The sequence below is a fragment of the Oceanospirillum sediminis genome, from assembly GCF_014164585.1.
In the GTDB taxonomy this organism is placed as follows: domain Bacteria; phylum Pseudomonadota; class Gammaproteobacteria; order Pseudomonadales; family Halomonadaceae; genus Oceanospirillum; species Oceanospirillum sediminis.
In genome coordinates this window covers 32288-48287 of record NZ_JACJFM010000038.1, presented here as the reverse complement: position 1 = coordinate 48287, position 16000 = coordinate 32288, and the positions used below count along the sequence as shown (strand labels likewise).

Annotated in this window: 12 protein-coding genes and 1 pseudogene; 2 read left to right on the top strand and 11 right to left on the bottom strand. The window is 48.3% G+C overall.

Annotation, left to right across the window (positions count from 1 at the left end; all coding sequences use genetic code 11):
* Window positions 1–218: 218 nt before the first annotated feature.
* Window positions 219–722, bottom strand: a complete 504-nt coding sequence (locus H4O21_RS20165) for a DUF2867 domain-containing protein (RefSeq protein WP_182810699.1) — start codon at window positions 720–722, stop codon at window positions 219–221.
* Window positions 723–728: 6 nt separating this feature from the next.
* Window positions 729–1010, bottom strand: coding sequence for a DUF1330 domain-containing protein (locus H4O21_RS20160; RefSeq protein WP_182810698.1), 282 nt, complete (start codon window positions 1008–1010; stop codon window positions 729–731).
* A gap of 92 nt (window positions 1011–1102) precedes the next feature.
* Between H4O21_RS20160 and H4O21_RS20155 the strand changes: the two genes are divergently transcribed.
* Entirely contained in the window at window positions 1103–2014 is a 912-nt protein-coding gene (locus H4O21_RS20155) for a LysR family transcriptional regulator (RefSeq protein WP_182810697.1), read from the top strand.
* Window positions 2015–2118: 104 nt separating this feature from the next.
* Here the strand turns inward: H4O21_RS20155 and H4O21_RS20150 are convergent, their stop codons facing one another.
* The 3 genes from H4O21_RS20150 to H4O21_RS20140 all read right to left on the bottom strand — a co-directional run bounded on the left by H4O21_RS20150 (window position 2119) and on the right by H4O21_RS20140 (window position 6168).
* Complete coding sequence (locus tag H4O21_RS20150) at window positions 2119–2775, bottom strand: carbonic anhydrase (protein WP_182810696.1); 657 nt, start codon at window positions 2773–2775, stop codon at window positions 2119–2121.
* Between the two features lie 85 nt (window positions 2776–2860).
* On the bottom strand, window positions 2861–4666 hold the full coding sequence (gene oadA, locus H4O21_RS20145; protein ID WP_182810695.1) for a sodium-extruding oxaloacetate decarboxylase subunit alpha: 1806 nt from the start codon (window positions 4664–4666) through the stop codon (window positions 2861–2863).
* 86 nt (window positions 4667–4752) lie between these two features.
* Window positions 4753–6168 (bottom strand): acetyl-CoA carboxylase biotin carboxylase subunit, encoded by a 1416-nt coding sequence (locus H4O21_RS20140; protein WP_182810694.1) that lies wholly within the window; start codon window positions 6166–6168, stop codon window positions 4753–4755.
* Window positions 6169–6470: 302 nt separating this feature from the next.
* Between H4O21_RS20140 and H4O21_RS20135 the strand changes: the two genes are divergently transcribed.
* Complete coding sequence (locus tag H4O21_RS20135; protein WP_182810693.1) at window positions 6471–7433, top strand: LysR family transcriptional regulator; 963 nt, start codon at window positions 6471–6473, stop codon at window positions 7431–7433.
* Window positions 7434–7649: 216 nt separating this feature from the next.
* Here H4O21_RS20135 and H4O21_RS26365 read toward each other — a convergent pair.
* The 6 genes and pseudogenes from H4O21_RS26365 to H4O21_RS20105 form a co-directional block, all read right to left on the bottom strand.
* Window positions 7650–7963 (bottom strand): annotated as a pseudogene (locus H4O21_RS26365) (PD-(D/E)XK nuclease family transposase).
* A 164-nt stretch (window positions 7964–8127) separates the two neighbouring features.
* On the bottom strand, window positions 8128–9720 hold the full coding sequence (locus H4O21_RS20125; protein WP_182810692.1) for an alpha/beta hydrolase-fold protein: 1593 nt from the start codon (window positions 9718–9720) through the stop codon (window positions 8128–8130).
* Between the two features lie 138 nt (window positions 9721–9858).
* Window positions 9859–11763 (bottom strand): TonB-dependent receptor plug domain-containing protein, encoded by a 1905-nt coding sequence (locus H4O21_RS20120; RefSeq protein WP_182810691.1) that lies wholly within the window; start codon window positions 11761–11763, stop codon window positions 9859–9861.
* A 302-nt stretch (window positions 11764–12065) separates the two neighbouring features.
* Window positions 12066–12875 (bottom strand): LuxR C-terminal-related transcriptional regulator, encoded by an 810-nt coding sequence (locus H4O21_RS20115; RefSeq protein WP_182810701.1) that lies wholly within the window; start codon window positions 12873–12875, stop codon window positions 12066–12068.
* Window positions 12876–13271: 396 nt separating this feature from the next.
* Complete coding sequence (locus tag H4O21_RS20110; RefSeq protein WP_182810690.1) at window positions 13272–14648, bottom strand: aspartate aminotransferase family protein; 1377 nt, start codon at window positions 14646–14648, stop codon at window positions 13272–13274.
* Between the two features lie 399 nt (window positions 14649–15047).
* Window positions 15048–15758, bottom strand: a complete 711-nt coding sequence (locus tag H4O21_RS20105) for a GntR family transcriptional regulator (RefSeq protein ID WP_182810689.1) — start codon at window positions 15756–15758, stop codon at window positions 15048–15050.
* Window positions 15759–16000: the final 242 nt, after the last annotated feature.

Below are 16000 nucleotides of genomic sequence, written 5' to 3'. Positions count from 1 at the left end.
GAAGGCGATGAAAGAGAATCCCGGACGCTGGCCCGGTAAGAAAACGCGCAACTGGGAAGCCGTGGGAGATGTCACACTGAACCCGGTCAAAAGCAAAGAGATGAATCAGCCTGTTAACCAGGCTGAATGAAACCTGTTTATTGGACAACTACCTTGAAAACTACCGCTAGGGAATCCAGCAGAAGAAGCCAGAAATAACGTCCTGCCCCCATCTTCCGTTATCGTTTATCACTGAAGTCTGTATGCATCCCAACCCGAACCAGAGCATTACGGGCAATCAGTATGTGAAACGGAAGGATCGTCTTAAAATAGAGCCAACCAGCTACATTATTAATATGAACCCAGGTTGCCAGGAATACCTGCCCCTGCAGAGACATAACCGATATTCGGAAGTTCAGGTGCTTGTCATTAAAGCCTGCAATAAGTTCCTTGCTGCTTTCTGACTCAACCGGAAAAAAGCCTACTTTATCTTCTGCTGCCGGACCATCACTGGATAAGCCAAACGGCATCGTCAGAAAATTCCGCACACGAATTAAAAAACGGGCCCACCAGGGGAAGTTCGTAATGATATTGGCTGCCTGACGGGGAGACAATTCAGACTGCACGCAATAGCAGTCAACAAAATCAGCAGGAGCCATCCTCTCAAAAAGCCCACTTTGCAGGGGCAAATCAGCCACTCTTACCTTATACACTGGTGTCTCAGCCTCATCTTTAGTATTCATGATTTGTTACTGCGATAGCAGCTGGAAGCTACTTTTCATGCCCTGCTCTCGCAGAGGAATCAACGCCTGATATGAGGGGCTTGAGTACCAGGCTATGGCTTTCTCTTTATCAGGAAATTCGATAATGGCTGTCATTGAGTGCTCTGGTTCGCCATGCATAACGTCTGATTCACCTTTAGCGATGAATCGTCCGTTAAACGCTGTCAGGGTCTCCTCTGCGCGAGCGCTGTATTCTAAAAGCTTTGTGATGTCGACAGGGGTTACCCCCACAATTACGAAACAAGTCATCCTGTTATCTCCTGAACTCAAAGGATTGACTTAGCTTATTTGTGTATTAAAAACAAAACAATACTATAAAAACAAACGGACTGTTTAGTTATATGAACAATATAAAGCTTGCGCCACTGCTACTTATCTTCGCGGAGGTAGCCAGTAAACGCTCCTATACTGCTGCAGCGAAAAAGCTGGGTATCAGCAAATCTGCAATCAGTCAGCAGATCAAACGACTTGAAGACGCCATTGGTCAGCAGCTATTAATACGCAATACCAGAGGGGTAATACTGACATCTGTTGGAGAAACTCTGTTGGCTCGTAGTGAATTACTGAGTGAACAGATGAGCATGGCATTTACCGAAATTAACAGTAAAAAAGCTCAGCCGAGTGGCCTGTTCAGGGTATCAGTGCCACCTCTTTTTGAGAAAGAAATTGTTATTCCTGCGATTAAACAGTTAGGGCTGGAGTTTCCTAAGCTCATACCAGAAGTGGTGGTTACCGAGAGATGGCAGGATCTTATTGAGCACAAGCTGGATGCTGCTGTCTTTGGTGGTGATATAAAAGACTGTGATTACCGGGCACTATCCGTCGGTAAAGTCTCTGAAGTTTTCTGTGCTTCATCGGGTTATATTGCTCAGTATGGTAATCCCGCAGATGTTGACGACCTGATCAGACATAAATTTATTGCAACCGCCTGGCATCGTAAAAAGCTGGAGATTTTTGATAACCAGCAGAACAACAGAAAGCAGATCTCTGTCGATCATTGTCTGAAGGTAAACACCCTGGCCAGCGGGCTTGATGCTGTCTTATATGATATGGGAATTGCTTTGCTCCCCGAGTTTCTGGTGAACGCTAATTCTGCTAACGGGCGATTACTCAGGGTGTTGCCTGATGTCAGAGGAAGAGAGTGGCATTTCTACTTTTTACATCACTATAAAGGGGAGAAACCGCCACATCTGTCCAGATTTTATCAGCTATATTGCCACTTCTTTACCAGAGCAAGCATTGTATCAAGCTGACAATGGGCACTGTCCGGGAACAGAAATCCCGGCCGCCAGGGAAATCAGAAAAACGATCCCTGAGACAGAGCACACAACATCTCAGGGAAAGTTGTTATCTGTGATTACAGTTGTTCAATAATATCTGCGTACTGATCATCAAAGTTACTGAACAGGGTATCGTTTTGCTGGCAGCAACGAATACCACCCGTCTTAATATTGTAGATCCAGCCATGAATCTGCACTTTACCCGTGGCTATCTTGGCGGCAACAGCAGGATGGGTGCGAATATGCTGAACCTGTTGTAGCACATTTTCTTCAATGGCTTCATTAAGCAATTCATGGGGAACGCCCTGATCAAAGGGAATAGTATGGCGTTCACGCACAATCTCCATTGCAGAGCGGCAGTGGCCCAGCCATTCTTTGACATGGGGAAGGCCCTTCAGGTTGTCCGGGTCCAGAGCCCCCTTGATGGCACCACAATCGGTATGGCCGCAGATAATAATATGACTGACTCCCAATACCGCCACGGCATACTCAATAGAGGCTGTCATGCCACCTGTCTCGTTGCTGTGGGGAGGGATAATATTACCGGCATTACGGCAGATAAACAGATCACCCGGATCAGAGCCTGTTAACAGATTCGGATCAATACGGGAGTCGGAACAGGTGACAAATAACACATCAGGGTTCTGCCCAGTGGCCAGTGTACCAAACAGGTCTTTATGCTGGGGGTATACATTTTGGCGAAAATTCAATACGCCTTTGACGATTCTGTCCACTGTTTACTCTCTAATACAATTTACTAAAAGGGGGATAAATTGCAGTCCGCCACCATTTTGGCAGACTGCTATCAGAAACGGGTGCTTAGCCAATTTCCATTAAAACTTCACCCGGAGTTACACGGTCACCTTTAGTAACATGAATGGCCTGTACAGTGCCAGCAATGCTGGTATGAATTTCAGTTTCCATCTTCATCGCTTCAGCAACCAGTACCGACTGTCCGGCTTCAACACTATCGCCTTCTTTCACCAGGACTTCAACCACATTACCCGGCATAGCCGTAGTAATATGGCCCGGCTCACTGGCCCGCTTACGGCTGTTACCACCTTCCGAGATAAACTCGTTGAGCGGTTCGAAAATCACCTCTTCCGGCATACCATCCATTGACAGATAGATTTTCCGTTTGCCCACGCCGTGATCACCAATACCGGTCACAGCAATCTCGTAGGTCTCACCGTGGACATCAATTTTAAATTCTGACGCCCCGGTTTGTCCCAGTTTGCTACCCTGACCGCTATCGACTGGCAGCAGCTCTTCTGGCTTCAGGTTGCCGTCAGCACGTTGCTGCAGGAACTCACGCCCCAGGTCAGGAAACATGGCATAGGTAAGTACATCCTCTTCCGACAGTGCCAGATCACCAATGTCAGTGCGCAGCTTATTCAGCTCCGGCTGCAGCAGGTCTGCAGGGCGGCCCACATCAACGTTTTCATTACCAATCGCTTTTTTCTGCAGCTGGCTGTCGACTTCAGCCGGTGCGGCTCCATAGCCCCCTTGCAGGTAGCGTTTGACCTCGTTGGTGATGGTTTTGTAGCGCTCACCGGCTAAAACATTATACACGGCCTGGGTGCCGACAATCTGAGAGGTTGGTGTGACCAGTGGCGGATAACCCAGGTCTTTCCGTACCCGTGGAATCTCGGCAAACACATCGCGGATCTTATCCAGTGCATTCTGCTCTTTCAGCTGGTTGGCCAGGTTGGACATCATGCCACCGGGCACCTGGTTGATCTGTACCGAGACATCCTCGCGGGTAAATTCACTTTCAAACTGGTGATATTTTTTCCGTACTTCGCGGAAGTAGTCAGCAATCTCTGACAGCAGTTCCAGATCAAGACCTGTGTCATAATCGGAACCTTTCAGGGCTGCAACCTGGGCTTCCGTAGCCGGGTGGCTGGTGCCGCTGGCAAAGGAGGAGATCGCAGTATCAATACGATCTGCACCGGCTTCAATGGCCTTCAGCTGACATAAGGGGGCCAGACCTGCAGTAGAGTGACTATGAACCACAACTGGAAGATCCAGTTCCGATTTCAGTGCAGCAACCAGATCATAGGTCGCATAAGGAGTCAGCAAACCCGCCATATCTTTAATAGCGATGGAGTCGGCTCCCATATCGCGCATCGCCTGGGCCTGTTTTACAAACAACTCTGGTGTATGTACCGGGCTGGTGGTGTAGCAGATGGTGCCCTGGGCATGTTTACCTGCTTTTTTGACCGCAGCCATTGCTGTTTCCAGGTTGCGTACGTCATTCAGGGCATCAAACACCCGGAACACATCAATACCGTTATCGGCGGCTTTTGCCACAAATGCCTCAACCACATCGTCGGCATAGTGGCGATAGCCTAACAGGTTCTGTCCGCGCAGTAGCATCTGTAAACGAGTGTTAGGCAATGCTGCTCGCAATTGGCGTAAACGCTCCCAGGGGTCTTCTTTCAGAAAACGCACACAAGCGTCAAAGGTCGCACCGCCCCAGACTTCAAGGGACCAGTAGCCCACCTGATCCAGTTTTTCGCAGATAGGCAGCATATCGTCTGTGCGCATCCGTGTTGCAATCAGGGACTGGTGGGCATCCCGCAGGATGACATCAGTGACTTCAACTTTTTTCCCATGACTCATGATCTATTCTCCTGCAATCGCCAGTGCGATTGTCTGAATTCTGTTTGATTCCGTTATCTGCCGGTCTGTGCGGCTAGTGTCATTGATTACCAGCCCGCATGGGCTGCGATAGCCGCGGCCACCGCCAGAGCAATCTCGCTGGGATGACGTTTTTCTGAGTAGTTCATCAGCTCCGGGTGGCTGGGCACAAAACTGGTGTCAAAATTCGCCTGCTGAAAATCCGGGTGCTGCAAAATCTGCTGATAGTAAGTAGCTGTGGTCTTAATGCCGTGCAGACGCATATCGTCCAGCGCACGTTGTCCCCGAGCAACAACCTCCTCCCAGGTCAACGCCCAGGTGACTAACTTCAGACACATGGAGTCGTAGAAGGGAGGAATCTCATAACCGGTATAAATCGCGGTATCGACCCGAACCCCAGGGCCGCCTGGCGCATAATAATGGGAGATACGGCCAAAGCTGGGCAGAAAGTCATTTTTAGGGTCTTCCGCGTTGATACGGAACTGCAGTGCAAAACCGCGATAGCTGATATCCTGCTGGCGATAGCTCAACTCCAGCCCGGAGGCAATTCGCAGCTGTTCGCGCACAATATCGACCCCGGTGATCTGCTCGGTAATGGTGTGCTCTACCTGAACACGGGTATTCATCTCCATAAAGTAGACTTCATTGCCGGAGAACAGAAACTCTACCGTACCGGCGTTTTCATAACCCACTGCCTGAGCGGCTTTAACCGCCAGGCCGCCGATATACTGACGCTGCTCCGGGGTTAGTTGGGGGCTAGGGGCGATCTCGATCAGCTTCTGGTTACGGCGCTGAATAGAGCAATCCCTTTCATACAGATGCACCACATTACCGTGGCTGTCTGCCAGCACCTGAACCTCAATATGGCGCGGGTTAACGATGCACTTTTCCATAAAGACTTCGGCAGAACCAAAGGCCTTGGTTGCTTCAGAGATCACCCTGGGATACTGCAGCTTCAGCTCCTGAGGGCTGTCACAGCGACGTATCCCGCGACCACCACCGCCGGAAGTGGCCTTGATCATAATGGGGTAACCGATCTCATCGGCCAGCGTCAGGGCTTCTTCCACACCGCTCAGGTTGCCTTCCGAACCCGGTGTAATGGGGACACCGGCTGCGCGCATGGCATCACGTGCCTGAGTTTTATCCCCCATTTTATGAATAATGTCGGCTTTTGGGCCGATAAAGGTGATTCCCTTCTGTTCACATAAACGGGCAAATTCAGCATTTTCCGATAGAAAACCATAGCCGGGATGAATCGCATCACAGCCGGTTTCTAGTGCCAGATTGACAATACGAGGGGGATCAAGATAACCCGCCAGAGGATCGTCTCCCAGAGAGTAAGCCTCATCCGCACGCTTAACATGCAATGCGTAACGGTCTGGCTCGGTATAAATTGCCACAGAACGAATGCTCATTTCAGCGCAGGCGCGCACGATTCGAACCGCAATCTCCCCCCGGTTGGCAATTAAAACTTTTTTGATCATGGCATTCTCCTAAGCCTTCAGCTCGTTTGCCCTTAAAGTCCACTTAGCCTAGTAGAATGATCGGATAAGGAGAAATTGTTATTTTTTAGCTTAGTTATAAGGTAAAGCTTATAGCTCTGTTGTTTTTGGATAAAATTATAATAAGGTTTGTAAGGATTTTGCTTGTCAGAGAGGATATTCTGGCGTCAAAATGCGCCGGGGCAGATTACCGGGCGTTACCCCGACCGTTTGTTCTGACAGTGTTTTTGCACAGGCCATTTATCATATCCAGTGACGATTCAGATGCTTGATCAGGTGACAATATGCCCCTTTCTGTTCCTCAGATGACCAGTCGATTGACATTCCGGCAGTTGCAGGTGTTTAAAGCAGTTTATGAACGGCAAAGCTATAGCAAGGCCGGTGATGAGCTAGGCCTGACCCAACCTGCGGTCAGCAGTCAGATACGCCAACTGGAACAAGCGATAGGGCAGCCCCTGTTTGAATATGTCGGACGACGTTTATTCTGTACCGCTGCGGGAGAGCGTCTGGCATCCAGCATCCATACTATTTTTACGGAGTTGGGACATCTGCAAACCGATCTGGCGGCATTGCAGGGAGCCGTGGCAGGTGAGTTAAAGCTGGTTGCGGTCAACACGGCTCAGTACGTGGTGCCTTACCTGTTGAGAGCCTTTCTTAATTTACACCCTCAGGTCAGTGTCAGTGTTAAGGTGGTTAATCGGGCAACCGCACTGCAGCGTTTGAATGATAACAGTGATGATCTGGTCGTCATGGGGATGGTACCTGTTGATCGACCTTTGATGTCGCTACCTTTTCTGGATAATGAGTTTGTTCCTGTGGTGCCACCTGAGCATCCTTTGTTGGCTTCTCATGATCTCCCTGCTCAGCTCTTTTTAGATAGTGGTTTACTGATCCGCGAGCCGGGTTCCGGCAGTCGCCTGGCTCTGGAGCAACACTGTCAGCAGCAACGTTTGCGTATCCTGCCCAGTATGGAACTGGGTTCAAACGATGCGGTAAAACATGCGGTGATTGCCGGTTTAGGTGTCGCGGTCTTACCCAAACTCAGTATTTTACCTGAGCTGGAGCTGGGCACTCTGATAGCACCCTCTGTCAATGGCTTTCCATTGCGACGTAGCTTTTGTGTCGTTCACCCTCAGGGCAAACATCCTACTCCAGCAATGCAGGCGTTTCTGGACTACGTTCAGCAGAATATTAAACAGTTTGAGCGTTATTTTATTAACCGGGCAACAATGTCTTTAGTCGAATAACCCAGATAGGTGATAGGTTACCTGGTAAAGCCGCAATCTGGCAGACCAGTCACCAGGATCAACCATTAAATCATGCCCTGGATAATGGCTGTCCTGATTTTTCTTTATTTCAGTTGTGGTAATGCCGCTTAATCTGCTGGATTTCATCCACGCTAAGCTGAAAGGCTTCTGCAACCTGCTGGTCTGGCAGGCCCAGTTTTACTAAGTTCATGACAGCTAATGCCATTTTCTGCTGAGCTTCAGACTGAGCTTTTTCGTAGCCAATCTGCTCACCTTCTTCACTCCCTTCGTCTTGGGCCGTATCAATGCCATTTTTAAATCACGGTAATACTTCAGGCTGGACTCATAAGCCTGACGTTCTTCTGGCTGAAACTGAGCAATACTGGCTTTTTCAAACAGACTCAGAAATACTTTTTCTCTGAGACGGGAGGAATCTCTTCCAGCTCATGCAGGTGGCGAAACAGATAGAACCATTTGTCCTGCAGGCTTTCCAGTTCATCTTCTGTTTTAGTGAAATTAGGCAGCGTCATATAGATAAAGGTCAGTTTGTCGTAAAATGTCTGGTTGATAGAAAATTGTTGTTCAGGTGTTTACCGACAGAGTTTGCAGGCATTTTTCACCAAGGGGAAATAAACGAATCTGGCCAGGTCGTTATCCCGGCCAGAAGATCAGTGTGGTCTGTAACTGGAGATAATTACTTTTCACCAAGCAGATGTATCAGCCCCCTGTCCAGTGTTGCCCGCCAATGAAAATAATCATGTCCGGCACTGAATTCTTCCAGCTGAACCGGATACCCTTTGGTTTTAAGAATTAATTCCAGCTGTCGATTGGAGCTCAGAATCCCGCTCTCACCAAAGTTGGTTTCAAAATGACCCGCACTCAGATAAAAACGTAGCGGTTTTTTGGGTACTGATGCAAATTGAGTCGTCAGCCATTCAGGCCGCTCACTATCTTTCGGGCTCCACCAGAAAGAACCGGACTGACTTAGCACAAGACCAAATTTTTCCGGGTATCGGTAAGCTGTACAGGCCGAAGCCAGTCCACCGTAACTGGCTCCGGCCAGTAGTGTGGACGAAGCTGAAAAACGCAGCCCGGTTTTTTCCGCGACAAAAGGCAACAGCTCCTGAGCCATAAAATCAGCAAAATCCGGGTTGCAGGGCAGCTCTGTTCTTCGTGCTGCATGACTGGGGTTGCTGATCAGTACGGCTACTGTGGCTGGGATTTTTCCAGCACGCATCAGGTTATCCATGATACGTGGAACAGGTATACGGCTCTGATATTCCTTGCCATCAAAAAAGATGGCCAGAGGAACAGCCTGGCCGGGCTCAGTCTTAAGTGACGACGGTACAATAATATCCACGTTGCGCTTGTTGCCCATACGAGGACTATACAGACGATGACGCTGGACCACAGGTAGTGCAGTGTCGCCATAAAGCCGTTCATCAGAAGGTGCCTGCTCCAGCTCCAGTATGGACAGGGTGTTATATTTATCGTTCAGCCCATCTGGTACCCAGAATTCAGGATTAGTCGGGTCCTGTTGAGCGGTTGCAAGAATGGCTACTCTCTGCTCTCTCTCAGAACCCTCAACCTGAGGCACATCCGGTGCCAGTTTATAGCTCAGGCGGGTATCATTTTTCATAGCATAGCTGCGAAACCAGATGTCGGTTTCGCCCAGGCGGTGCATCGCATCATGCTCATATCCGGGCGCGCCCATAATCAGTACTCTGTCTTTTGCACCTTTCCACAAAAAGGTGACCAGCAGTTCATCTTCAGCCAGAGCTGCTTCAGGGATCTGCGCCGGGCTTTCTACCAGAGGAGTGCCCTCTTTTACCAGTGCCGACCAGATCAGGTCGTCTGATTTACCCTGAGCAAGAGACAGTACCGCCTTCTGAATGGCAGTACTGGTAATCTCTGATGTCCGTGATTGCCCTTGTTTCAATAACGGGACTTGTTCCAGCATCAGGCTGACATTGACTGAATCGGCTTCAGCCTGCAGCATCAGCTTATATGTTGTCGTTTCCGGAGCGCGGAATGCCACCTTTGCATCAATATCTCCAGTGCGGGTCAGGTAGCGAACGGGTGTACCATCTGCCTGTGCCAGCCAGGCCTTAATTGGCAACGATCCTTTTAAATTCCCTCTCAGGTAGTCTCCTTCTTTTAACGGGAACTCAATTGAATACGACGACGATTGAGACACAGGGATCATTTGTTTAACAGGCAACGATATAACATCGGCTCTGGCGGCCATCGACATTAACAGTGCTGTAACACTCAACAATCTCAACATAGTATATTTCCACAAAAAAGGCGGCCCTATGGCCGCCGGATAAAACGATAGATCAGCCTGTTAATAAGCCTTGGGGCAACGTCCCGGCTGAATACTTTTCAGGTGTACGAAGCAGGCTGTCATAGAGTTGAAACAGACTCAGAAGTTATAGTTGGCACCAACATAAACACTACGACCGATGACATTGCTGTAGTAATTGTCATCATCATCGTTCAGGTCGATATTAGTCAGGTTATTAATACCACCACGCAGTACCAGGTCCTGTGAGATTTCAGTACTGACTGCCAGATCAAACAGGGTATAGGCGGATTGATTTTCACCGTTCCAGTTTTTCTGTTTACCGAAGTAATCCATACCCAGACGAAGACCTGTGCTATCTGACACCTGCCAGTTCAGACCGGCATTCAGTTTATGTCGAGGACGGAAAGCCAGTTCATCAGAACCATTTTCCTCTGTCTCAATATAGGTATAAGCGCCTTCCAGAGTCACGGATGGATTCAGGTCGACGTCACCTTCCAGTTCCAGGCCAGTGATCTGCACTTCGTTAAGATTCACCCAGGAACGGGGGCTGCGGATTGCAGTAATCATATCGTCGACATCAGAGCGGAATGCTACCGCGCTCATGCGCCAGAGATTCTGACGAACCTCTACACCGGCTTCATAGTTAACACTGGTTTCTGGCACCAGATCAGGGTTACCGGGAATAAAACAAGATCCACCACAGCTGACAATCTGGTATTCCGCAATAATCTGGTGAGGGCCGGGAGCCTTGTATGCTTTGCTGATGCCTCCTTTCAGAGAAACGCCATCATTCAGCTCGTATACCAGATAACCCCGAGGTGTGAATTCACCATCAAAATCTTCATGGTGGTCATAGCGCCCGCCAAGCGTCAGACGTAACTTATCTGTCAGCTGCATTTCATCCTGTAAATAGATTGCCTGCTGAGTGGCTTCAGAACCACCGGTCTGAGAGAAAGCGATTTTATCCGCCACTTCCTGCTCCCGATGCTCAAAGCCTGTTTTGATAGCATGAATGCCCAGAGACAAACCTGCACTGCCACTTAAAGTCAGGTTCTGTTCTTTCAGATGGCGCTGCTGAGGTTCAGGGTAACGACTATTCAGATCATCAATATCGCCATCTTCATAGCTGAAGCTTAACTGAGTACGTCCCCAGTCCCAGTCGCCTTCGTGGCTCAGGCCATATGTTTCACGTTCAATTTTCTGGGCACGATAATCAGGTCCTGCGCTATAAATAGCATAAGGGCGCTTATCCCGGTTTATCATCACGTCAGCATTCAACGTCTGCCGGTCATCAATAGTCCAGCTTAAAGAACCTGACAGATTGCGTGCTTGTTTTTCTTCCCGTTCCGGAACCTGATCCGATTTATCAAAGAACCACGCATCCCGATTATAGACTTCACCGCTCAGACGCAGATACAGATCATCATTTAATGCACCGGCTGTTGAAAGATTCGTGCGGAACTGATGGCCATCTTTTCCTTCCAGAACATTTTCGTAGGTCGCATCAATACTGGTTGACCAGCCAGACTGCCCTTTTTTAGTGATGATATTGATCACACCGCCCATAGCATCAGCACCATAAAGCGATGACATAGGGCCTCGTACAATTTCGATACGCTCAATACTGGAACGAGGAACAGCGCTGAAATCAAAGTCTCCCCCACGCCACAGCGCATTAGACGACGATATACGACGGCCGTCGACCAGGATCAGAGTGTAACCGGACTCCAGTCCTCGCATTCTGATCTCATCTCGGCCTGATGCATCTGTCGTATTAATAACACCTGCGCTGCGTCCTACCAGGTCAGCCACACTTAAAGAGGGGTTCTGACGCAACATCTGATCATCAATCACAGTCGTAAATGCCGGAGCGGTCATTTGACTGTGTTCAGTGCCAGAAGCACTGACAATCAGAGTGTCCAGGTTCCGGGGGTTTGCCGAAGCAGGCTGATAGGCAAGTGTTACGCCAACAGTTATCGCAGAAAGTGCGAATGGACGAAAAAGCGTATTGGGTGAATGCATAGAACTTGTTCCTTAAACGTGAGGTTCAACCCTCGTGCCGGATTGCTTATTTCGAATGATGGAATAAGCCATCAACTGACATACACAGAGTTGCACAAGGCTCGAATAATTTAAATGAGAACAATTAGCATTCAATTAAATTTACAATCTATACAAAACTCTCCTTTATTTTATCAACCATTTTATCGCTAACAGGGGCTGCAAAGGGTGCGACCATGATTATGCCATCACTGATCTTCTGGATCCGACAGTCTATGTCATATACTTGATGTGTAAGCATCTGCTTTATCGGGTCAGTCAGTTTATGGCGTATCAAATGTGTTCAGATGGTTCAGAAACAGAGTGAAAATTTCAGACTGAGTTGAGGTATTTAACCGGCTATGAATGTTCTTTCGATGCACTTTAACGGTGCCTACACTGATGCTCAGAATATCTGCAATCGACTTTGATGAGTGGCCCTGTAGTATCAATCCCAGAATTTCCTGCTCCCGTTGTGTGAGTACCCCACTGGCAAAGGTTTTTAATGCCTGTTTGATTGGCCCATCCGATTTTTCGAATTTAACGAACTCCTGAGCCTGGGCCAGCCAGAACTGATGAATCAGAGATTCGATAACCGGAAAAATATTTTTCAGACGGTTCAGTTCAGCGCGGGTAATACTGCCCAGATTGGATTTTCGGCCCAGAGCAATGGCGCAGGTTGTATTGTTATCCAGTGGGATGATCAGATTAGTTTCATCGACCAGATCGAAATTGCGATAACAGCTCTGATAGTACTCGGTTCGTTCAAATGAGTCCGGAGCGATATCAGCCAGTCGACAAAGTCCCTGTGTCAGGTTGTCCTGTAAGGCATTAAATAACGGGTCCAGCACATAGGCCTGATTAATATAACTTCTCAGAGTGGGGCTATGTTCTGCAGGATCTTTGGGATGCAGAATAATGGGTTTAAAAGATTTCTTATAGGTCAGAATCAGGATGGTATCGAAATTACACTGAGTGGCCAGAAACTCTTCCAGTACGCTTAAAAAGCTGGGAACACGCAGATGGTGAATAAGTTGTGCCAGATCCTTTGAACACTGTGGAGTAATGAGTTCCGGGCTGATTTTCTGGTGCATCATCTTATTCTCTCCGCAGGTGACAGAGCATATAAGCTTCTGGCCTGCTCATGGCAGTAAATCGTTTTATTCGTAGTATGCACCTGAAGAAAAGTATCTCTGTGAGCGTTGCCATATTCTCCGGGCACTGACAGAAGAACATGGAAATACTTTTTTTCAGGCATGTATAAGGCAGAAACAGTGTCATGGTGACGGTAATGCCTGAAGTCCGTAACACAAGCAGAATGTTACAGATGTATTGATTGTGCTGAGCTTTATGATATTTTCAGTGTACCGGATCAGGTCTTTACCGTCGCAGGTGGTTTCCAGGGGGGGGGCAGACCCCGGAGTAATCAGATTGATCCGGTACTATTCTGATAGTGCAGTTAACCCTGAAACGGTTAACTGCACTTATCTTCAGCTGACAGACTGAAGGGTCAGGTCAAAGCACAGGCGTGCTTTTTCACACAGCTCATCCACCTCCGCGTGAGTGATTACCAGAGGTGGTGACAGTACCATTCGGCTGCCAACGGCACGCATAATCAGACCGTTGTTAAAACAGTGTTCACGACAGATGTAGCCGATATCCAGGTCAGACGGGAAGAACTCTTTCTTCTCTTTATCTTTGACCAGAGCAATACCCGCAACCAGCCCTGTACCTTCAATATGGCCAGTCAGAGGATGATCCGCCAGTGCTTCACGTAATTTCTGCTGGAAATAAGGGCCGATATCATTGGCAACATAATCAACGATGTTTTCTTCTTTCATCAACTGAATATTTTTCAGCGCAACGGCCGCGGCTGCCGGGTGGCCTGAATAAGTGAAGCCATGATTAAAGTCATCATCGTGCTCAATCAGAGCGCTGGAAATACGCTCACCGACAGCAACAGCAGAAATAGGCAAGTAGCCGGAAGACAGTCCTTTCGCCATAGACATAATGTCAGGCTTGATATCGAACGTCTGACTACCGAACCAGCTGCCTGTACGGCCAAAGCCACAGATCACTTCATCTGCTGCGACCAGGATGTCGTACTTCTGACAGATTTTCTGAATCTCACCCCAATAATTAGCCGGTGGCACAATAACACCACCGGCCCCCTGAATCGGCTCACCAATAAAGCAGGCTACATTATCCGGTCCTACTGCCAGAATTTTTTCTTCCAGCGCCTGAGCACAGGCAATACCGAATTCTTCTTCGCTCATATCACCCGCTTCACCATACCAGTATGGCTGGCGAATACGCTCAATACCGCCAACACCTGGAGCACCCTGCTTGTGCATGCCAGACATACCACCCAGGCTGGCACCACCGACAGTACTGCCGTGATAGGCATTTTCACGACTGATAATGATATTTTTGTATGGTTTTCCTTTAATTGCCCAGTACTGGCGTACCATACGAATAATGGTGTCTACTGCTTCAGAACCTGAGTTGGCAAAGAAAATATGATCCAGACCTTCAGGTGTGACACTGGCAATTTCCTGAGCCAGCTCAGCAGCAGGCATATGGGTTGTCTGGAAAAACGTGTTGTAAAATGGCAGCTTTTTCATCTGTTCATAAGAGGCTTCAACCAGCTCTTGTCGGCCATAGCCCATGTTCACACACCAGAGACCGGCCATACCGTCCAGAATTTTCTGGCCTTCACTGTCCCACAGATAAACACCTTCTCCGTGAGTGATGATCCGGGCACCTTTTTTATTCAGTGCGCCAGTATTGGTAAAAGGGTGCAGGTGATGAGAGGCATCCAGTGCCTGATAATCTGCTGTAACTGCATTTTTGTTCTGTTCGGACATTTTGTTCTCCTGATAACGCCTGATCAGTCCCGTCTGAGCGGACTATCTGTCTGTGAGCAGGTCGCGTTGTCTTCTTTATTTGTTTCAGTCGAGCACAGGTTTCTGTGCTTCAGAAAGCTATGCCTTTAATTTTGTGATCACAATTTGTATTTTAGAAGCTAACCGCTTTTTTCATAGAAAGCAAATTTTGTGATCACAAAATTGATTCAAAGTGACAGAATATACTGCTGAGGAGAGTGAAAAAATCCATTTTTCAGGCAGTTAAAAGAGGTAGCAACCGGCTGAAAACACCATACACAGTGCTGCTCGAATTCTGATCAGAATGTTCCTGAACAGGGCACTCCCGGACAGAGCGCCCTGTCATTACCAGCAGGGGGATTCAGAAAGAGGGGGACAGGCTCAGGCAGACGCTGACTCTTCAATAAAACTATGCAGTAATTCCGGTGTACCGGCAAAGGCAAAACCTTCCCGAATATCTGCAGTAATGGCTATTTGCAGTGCCAGAGCATCTTTGCGCTCAATCGCCTGCAAAGCCTCATTATGGCGGTCTATCGTGTAGTGTTCTTCCAGTTTGCTGTTAGCCAGCCGCATAAAAGGGCCGAGTTGTAGCCAGAGGCTTTCAATCAGAGGCAGCGTGATCTGATGAGGATTTGAGGTATACAGTGTTCTGTGAAAGCGCTGGTTACGGACTGTAATTTGCTCCAGGTCTCCTTCATCATGGGCCTGATCAATCTCTTTATCCAGTGCAATCAGCAACTGCAGGCGTTCTTTGTCTATATAAGGCAGAGCACGGGCGGCGGCGTGAGACTCCAGTGTGATACGAGCTTCGCAAAGTTCATTAAATTTCATAGCCGTCATACGTGGCACCATAACTCTTCGGTTTCCCTGGATTTCCAGCGCATTTTCAGCCGCCAGTTGTCGTAGCGCTTCACGCACTGGCATCGGGCTGACATCAAGAATACTGGCCAGCTCCCGGATTGTCAGTGCCCGGCCAGGCAGTATCTGGCCATTCATCACGGCGTGTCTCAGAGTGCTGTATACCCATTGGGTGATAGTTACAGTCTCGTCCCGAGTCGTTAATGTAATTCTTATGGGTGATTTTTTATCCATTGGCTATTCAGGTCCCCTGAATCTGAATCACTGAAATAGTGCTTCTATACTAAATGTGATCACCATATTGGTGCAAAACAATAAAATGAATTCCGGTTGTTGACCATCTTTTTAAATTATGATCATATCAATAGCAAGTTTTTGTGATCACAAAAATAGATGCGTGATCAACAAGCCACACCCGGCAGAACAAATTCAGCGCATTTATCAGCGGATACTGTTCTGACCAGGGGGTGCCATTT

What these genes read in the sequence shown, in the direction of transcription:
- H4O21_RS20165 (WP_182810699.1), bottom strand. Translation starts at nt 722, where the DNA reads ATGAATACTAAAGATGAGGCTGAGACACCAGTGTATAAGGTAAGAGTG.
- H4O21_RS20160 (WP_182810698.1), bottom strand. Translation starts at nt 1,010, where the DNA reads ATGACTTGTTTCGTAATTGTGGGGGTAACCCCTGTCGACATCACAAAG.
- H4O21_RS20155 (WP_182810697.1), top strand. Translation starts at nt 1,103, where the DNA reads ATGAACAATATAAAGCTTGCGCCACTGCTACTTATCTTCGCGGAGGTA.
- oadA (WP_182810695.1), bottom strand. Translation starts at nt 4,666, where the DNA reads ATGAGTCATGGGAAAAAAGTTGAAGTCACTGATGTCATCCTGCGGGAT.
- H4O21_RS20140 (WP_182810694.1), bottom strand. Translation starts at nt 6,168, where the DNA reads ATGATCAAAAAAGTTTTAATTGCCAACCGGGGGGAGATTGCGGTTCGA.
- H4O21_RS20135 (WP_182810693.1), top strand. Translation starts at nt 6,471, where the DNA reads ATGCCCCTTTCTGTTCCTCAGATGACCAGTCGATTGACATTCCGGCAG.
- H4O21_RS20125 (WP_182810692.1), bottom strand. Translation starts at nt 9,720, where the DNA reads ATGTTGAGATTGTTGAGTGTTACAGCACTGTTAATGTCGATGGCCGCC.
- H4O21_RS20120 (WP_182810691.1), bottom strand. Translation starts at nt 11,763, where the DNA reads ATGCATTCACCCAATACGCTTTTTCGTCCATTCGCACTTTCTGCGATA.
- H4O21_RS20115 (WP_182810701.1), bottom strand. Translation starts at nt 12,875, where the DNA reads ATGCACCAGAAAATCAGCCCGGAACTCATTACTCCACAGTGTTCAAAG.
- H4O21_RS20110 (WP_182810690.1), bottom strand. Translation starts at nt 14,648, where the DNA reads ATGTCCGAACAGAACAAAAATGCAGTTACAGCAGATTATCAGGCACTG.
- H4O21_RS20105 (WP_182810689.1), bottom strand. Translation starts at nt 15,758, where the DNA reads ATGGATAAAAAATCACCCATAAGAATTACATTAACGACTCGGGACGAG.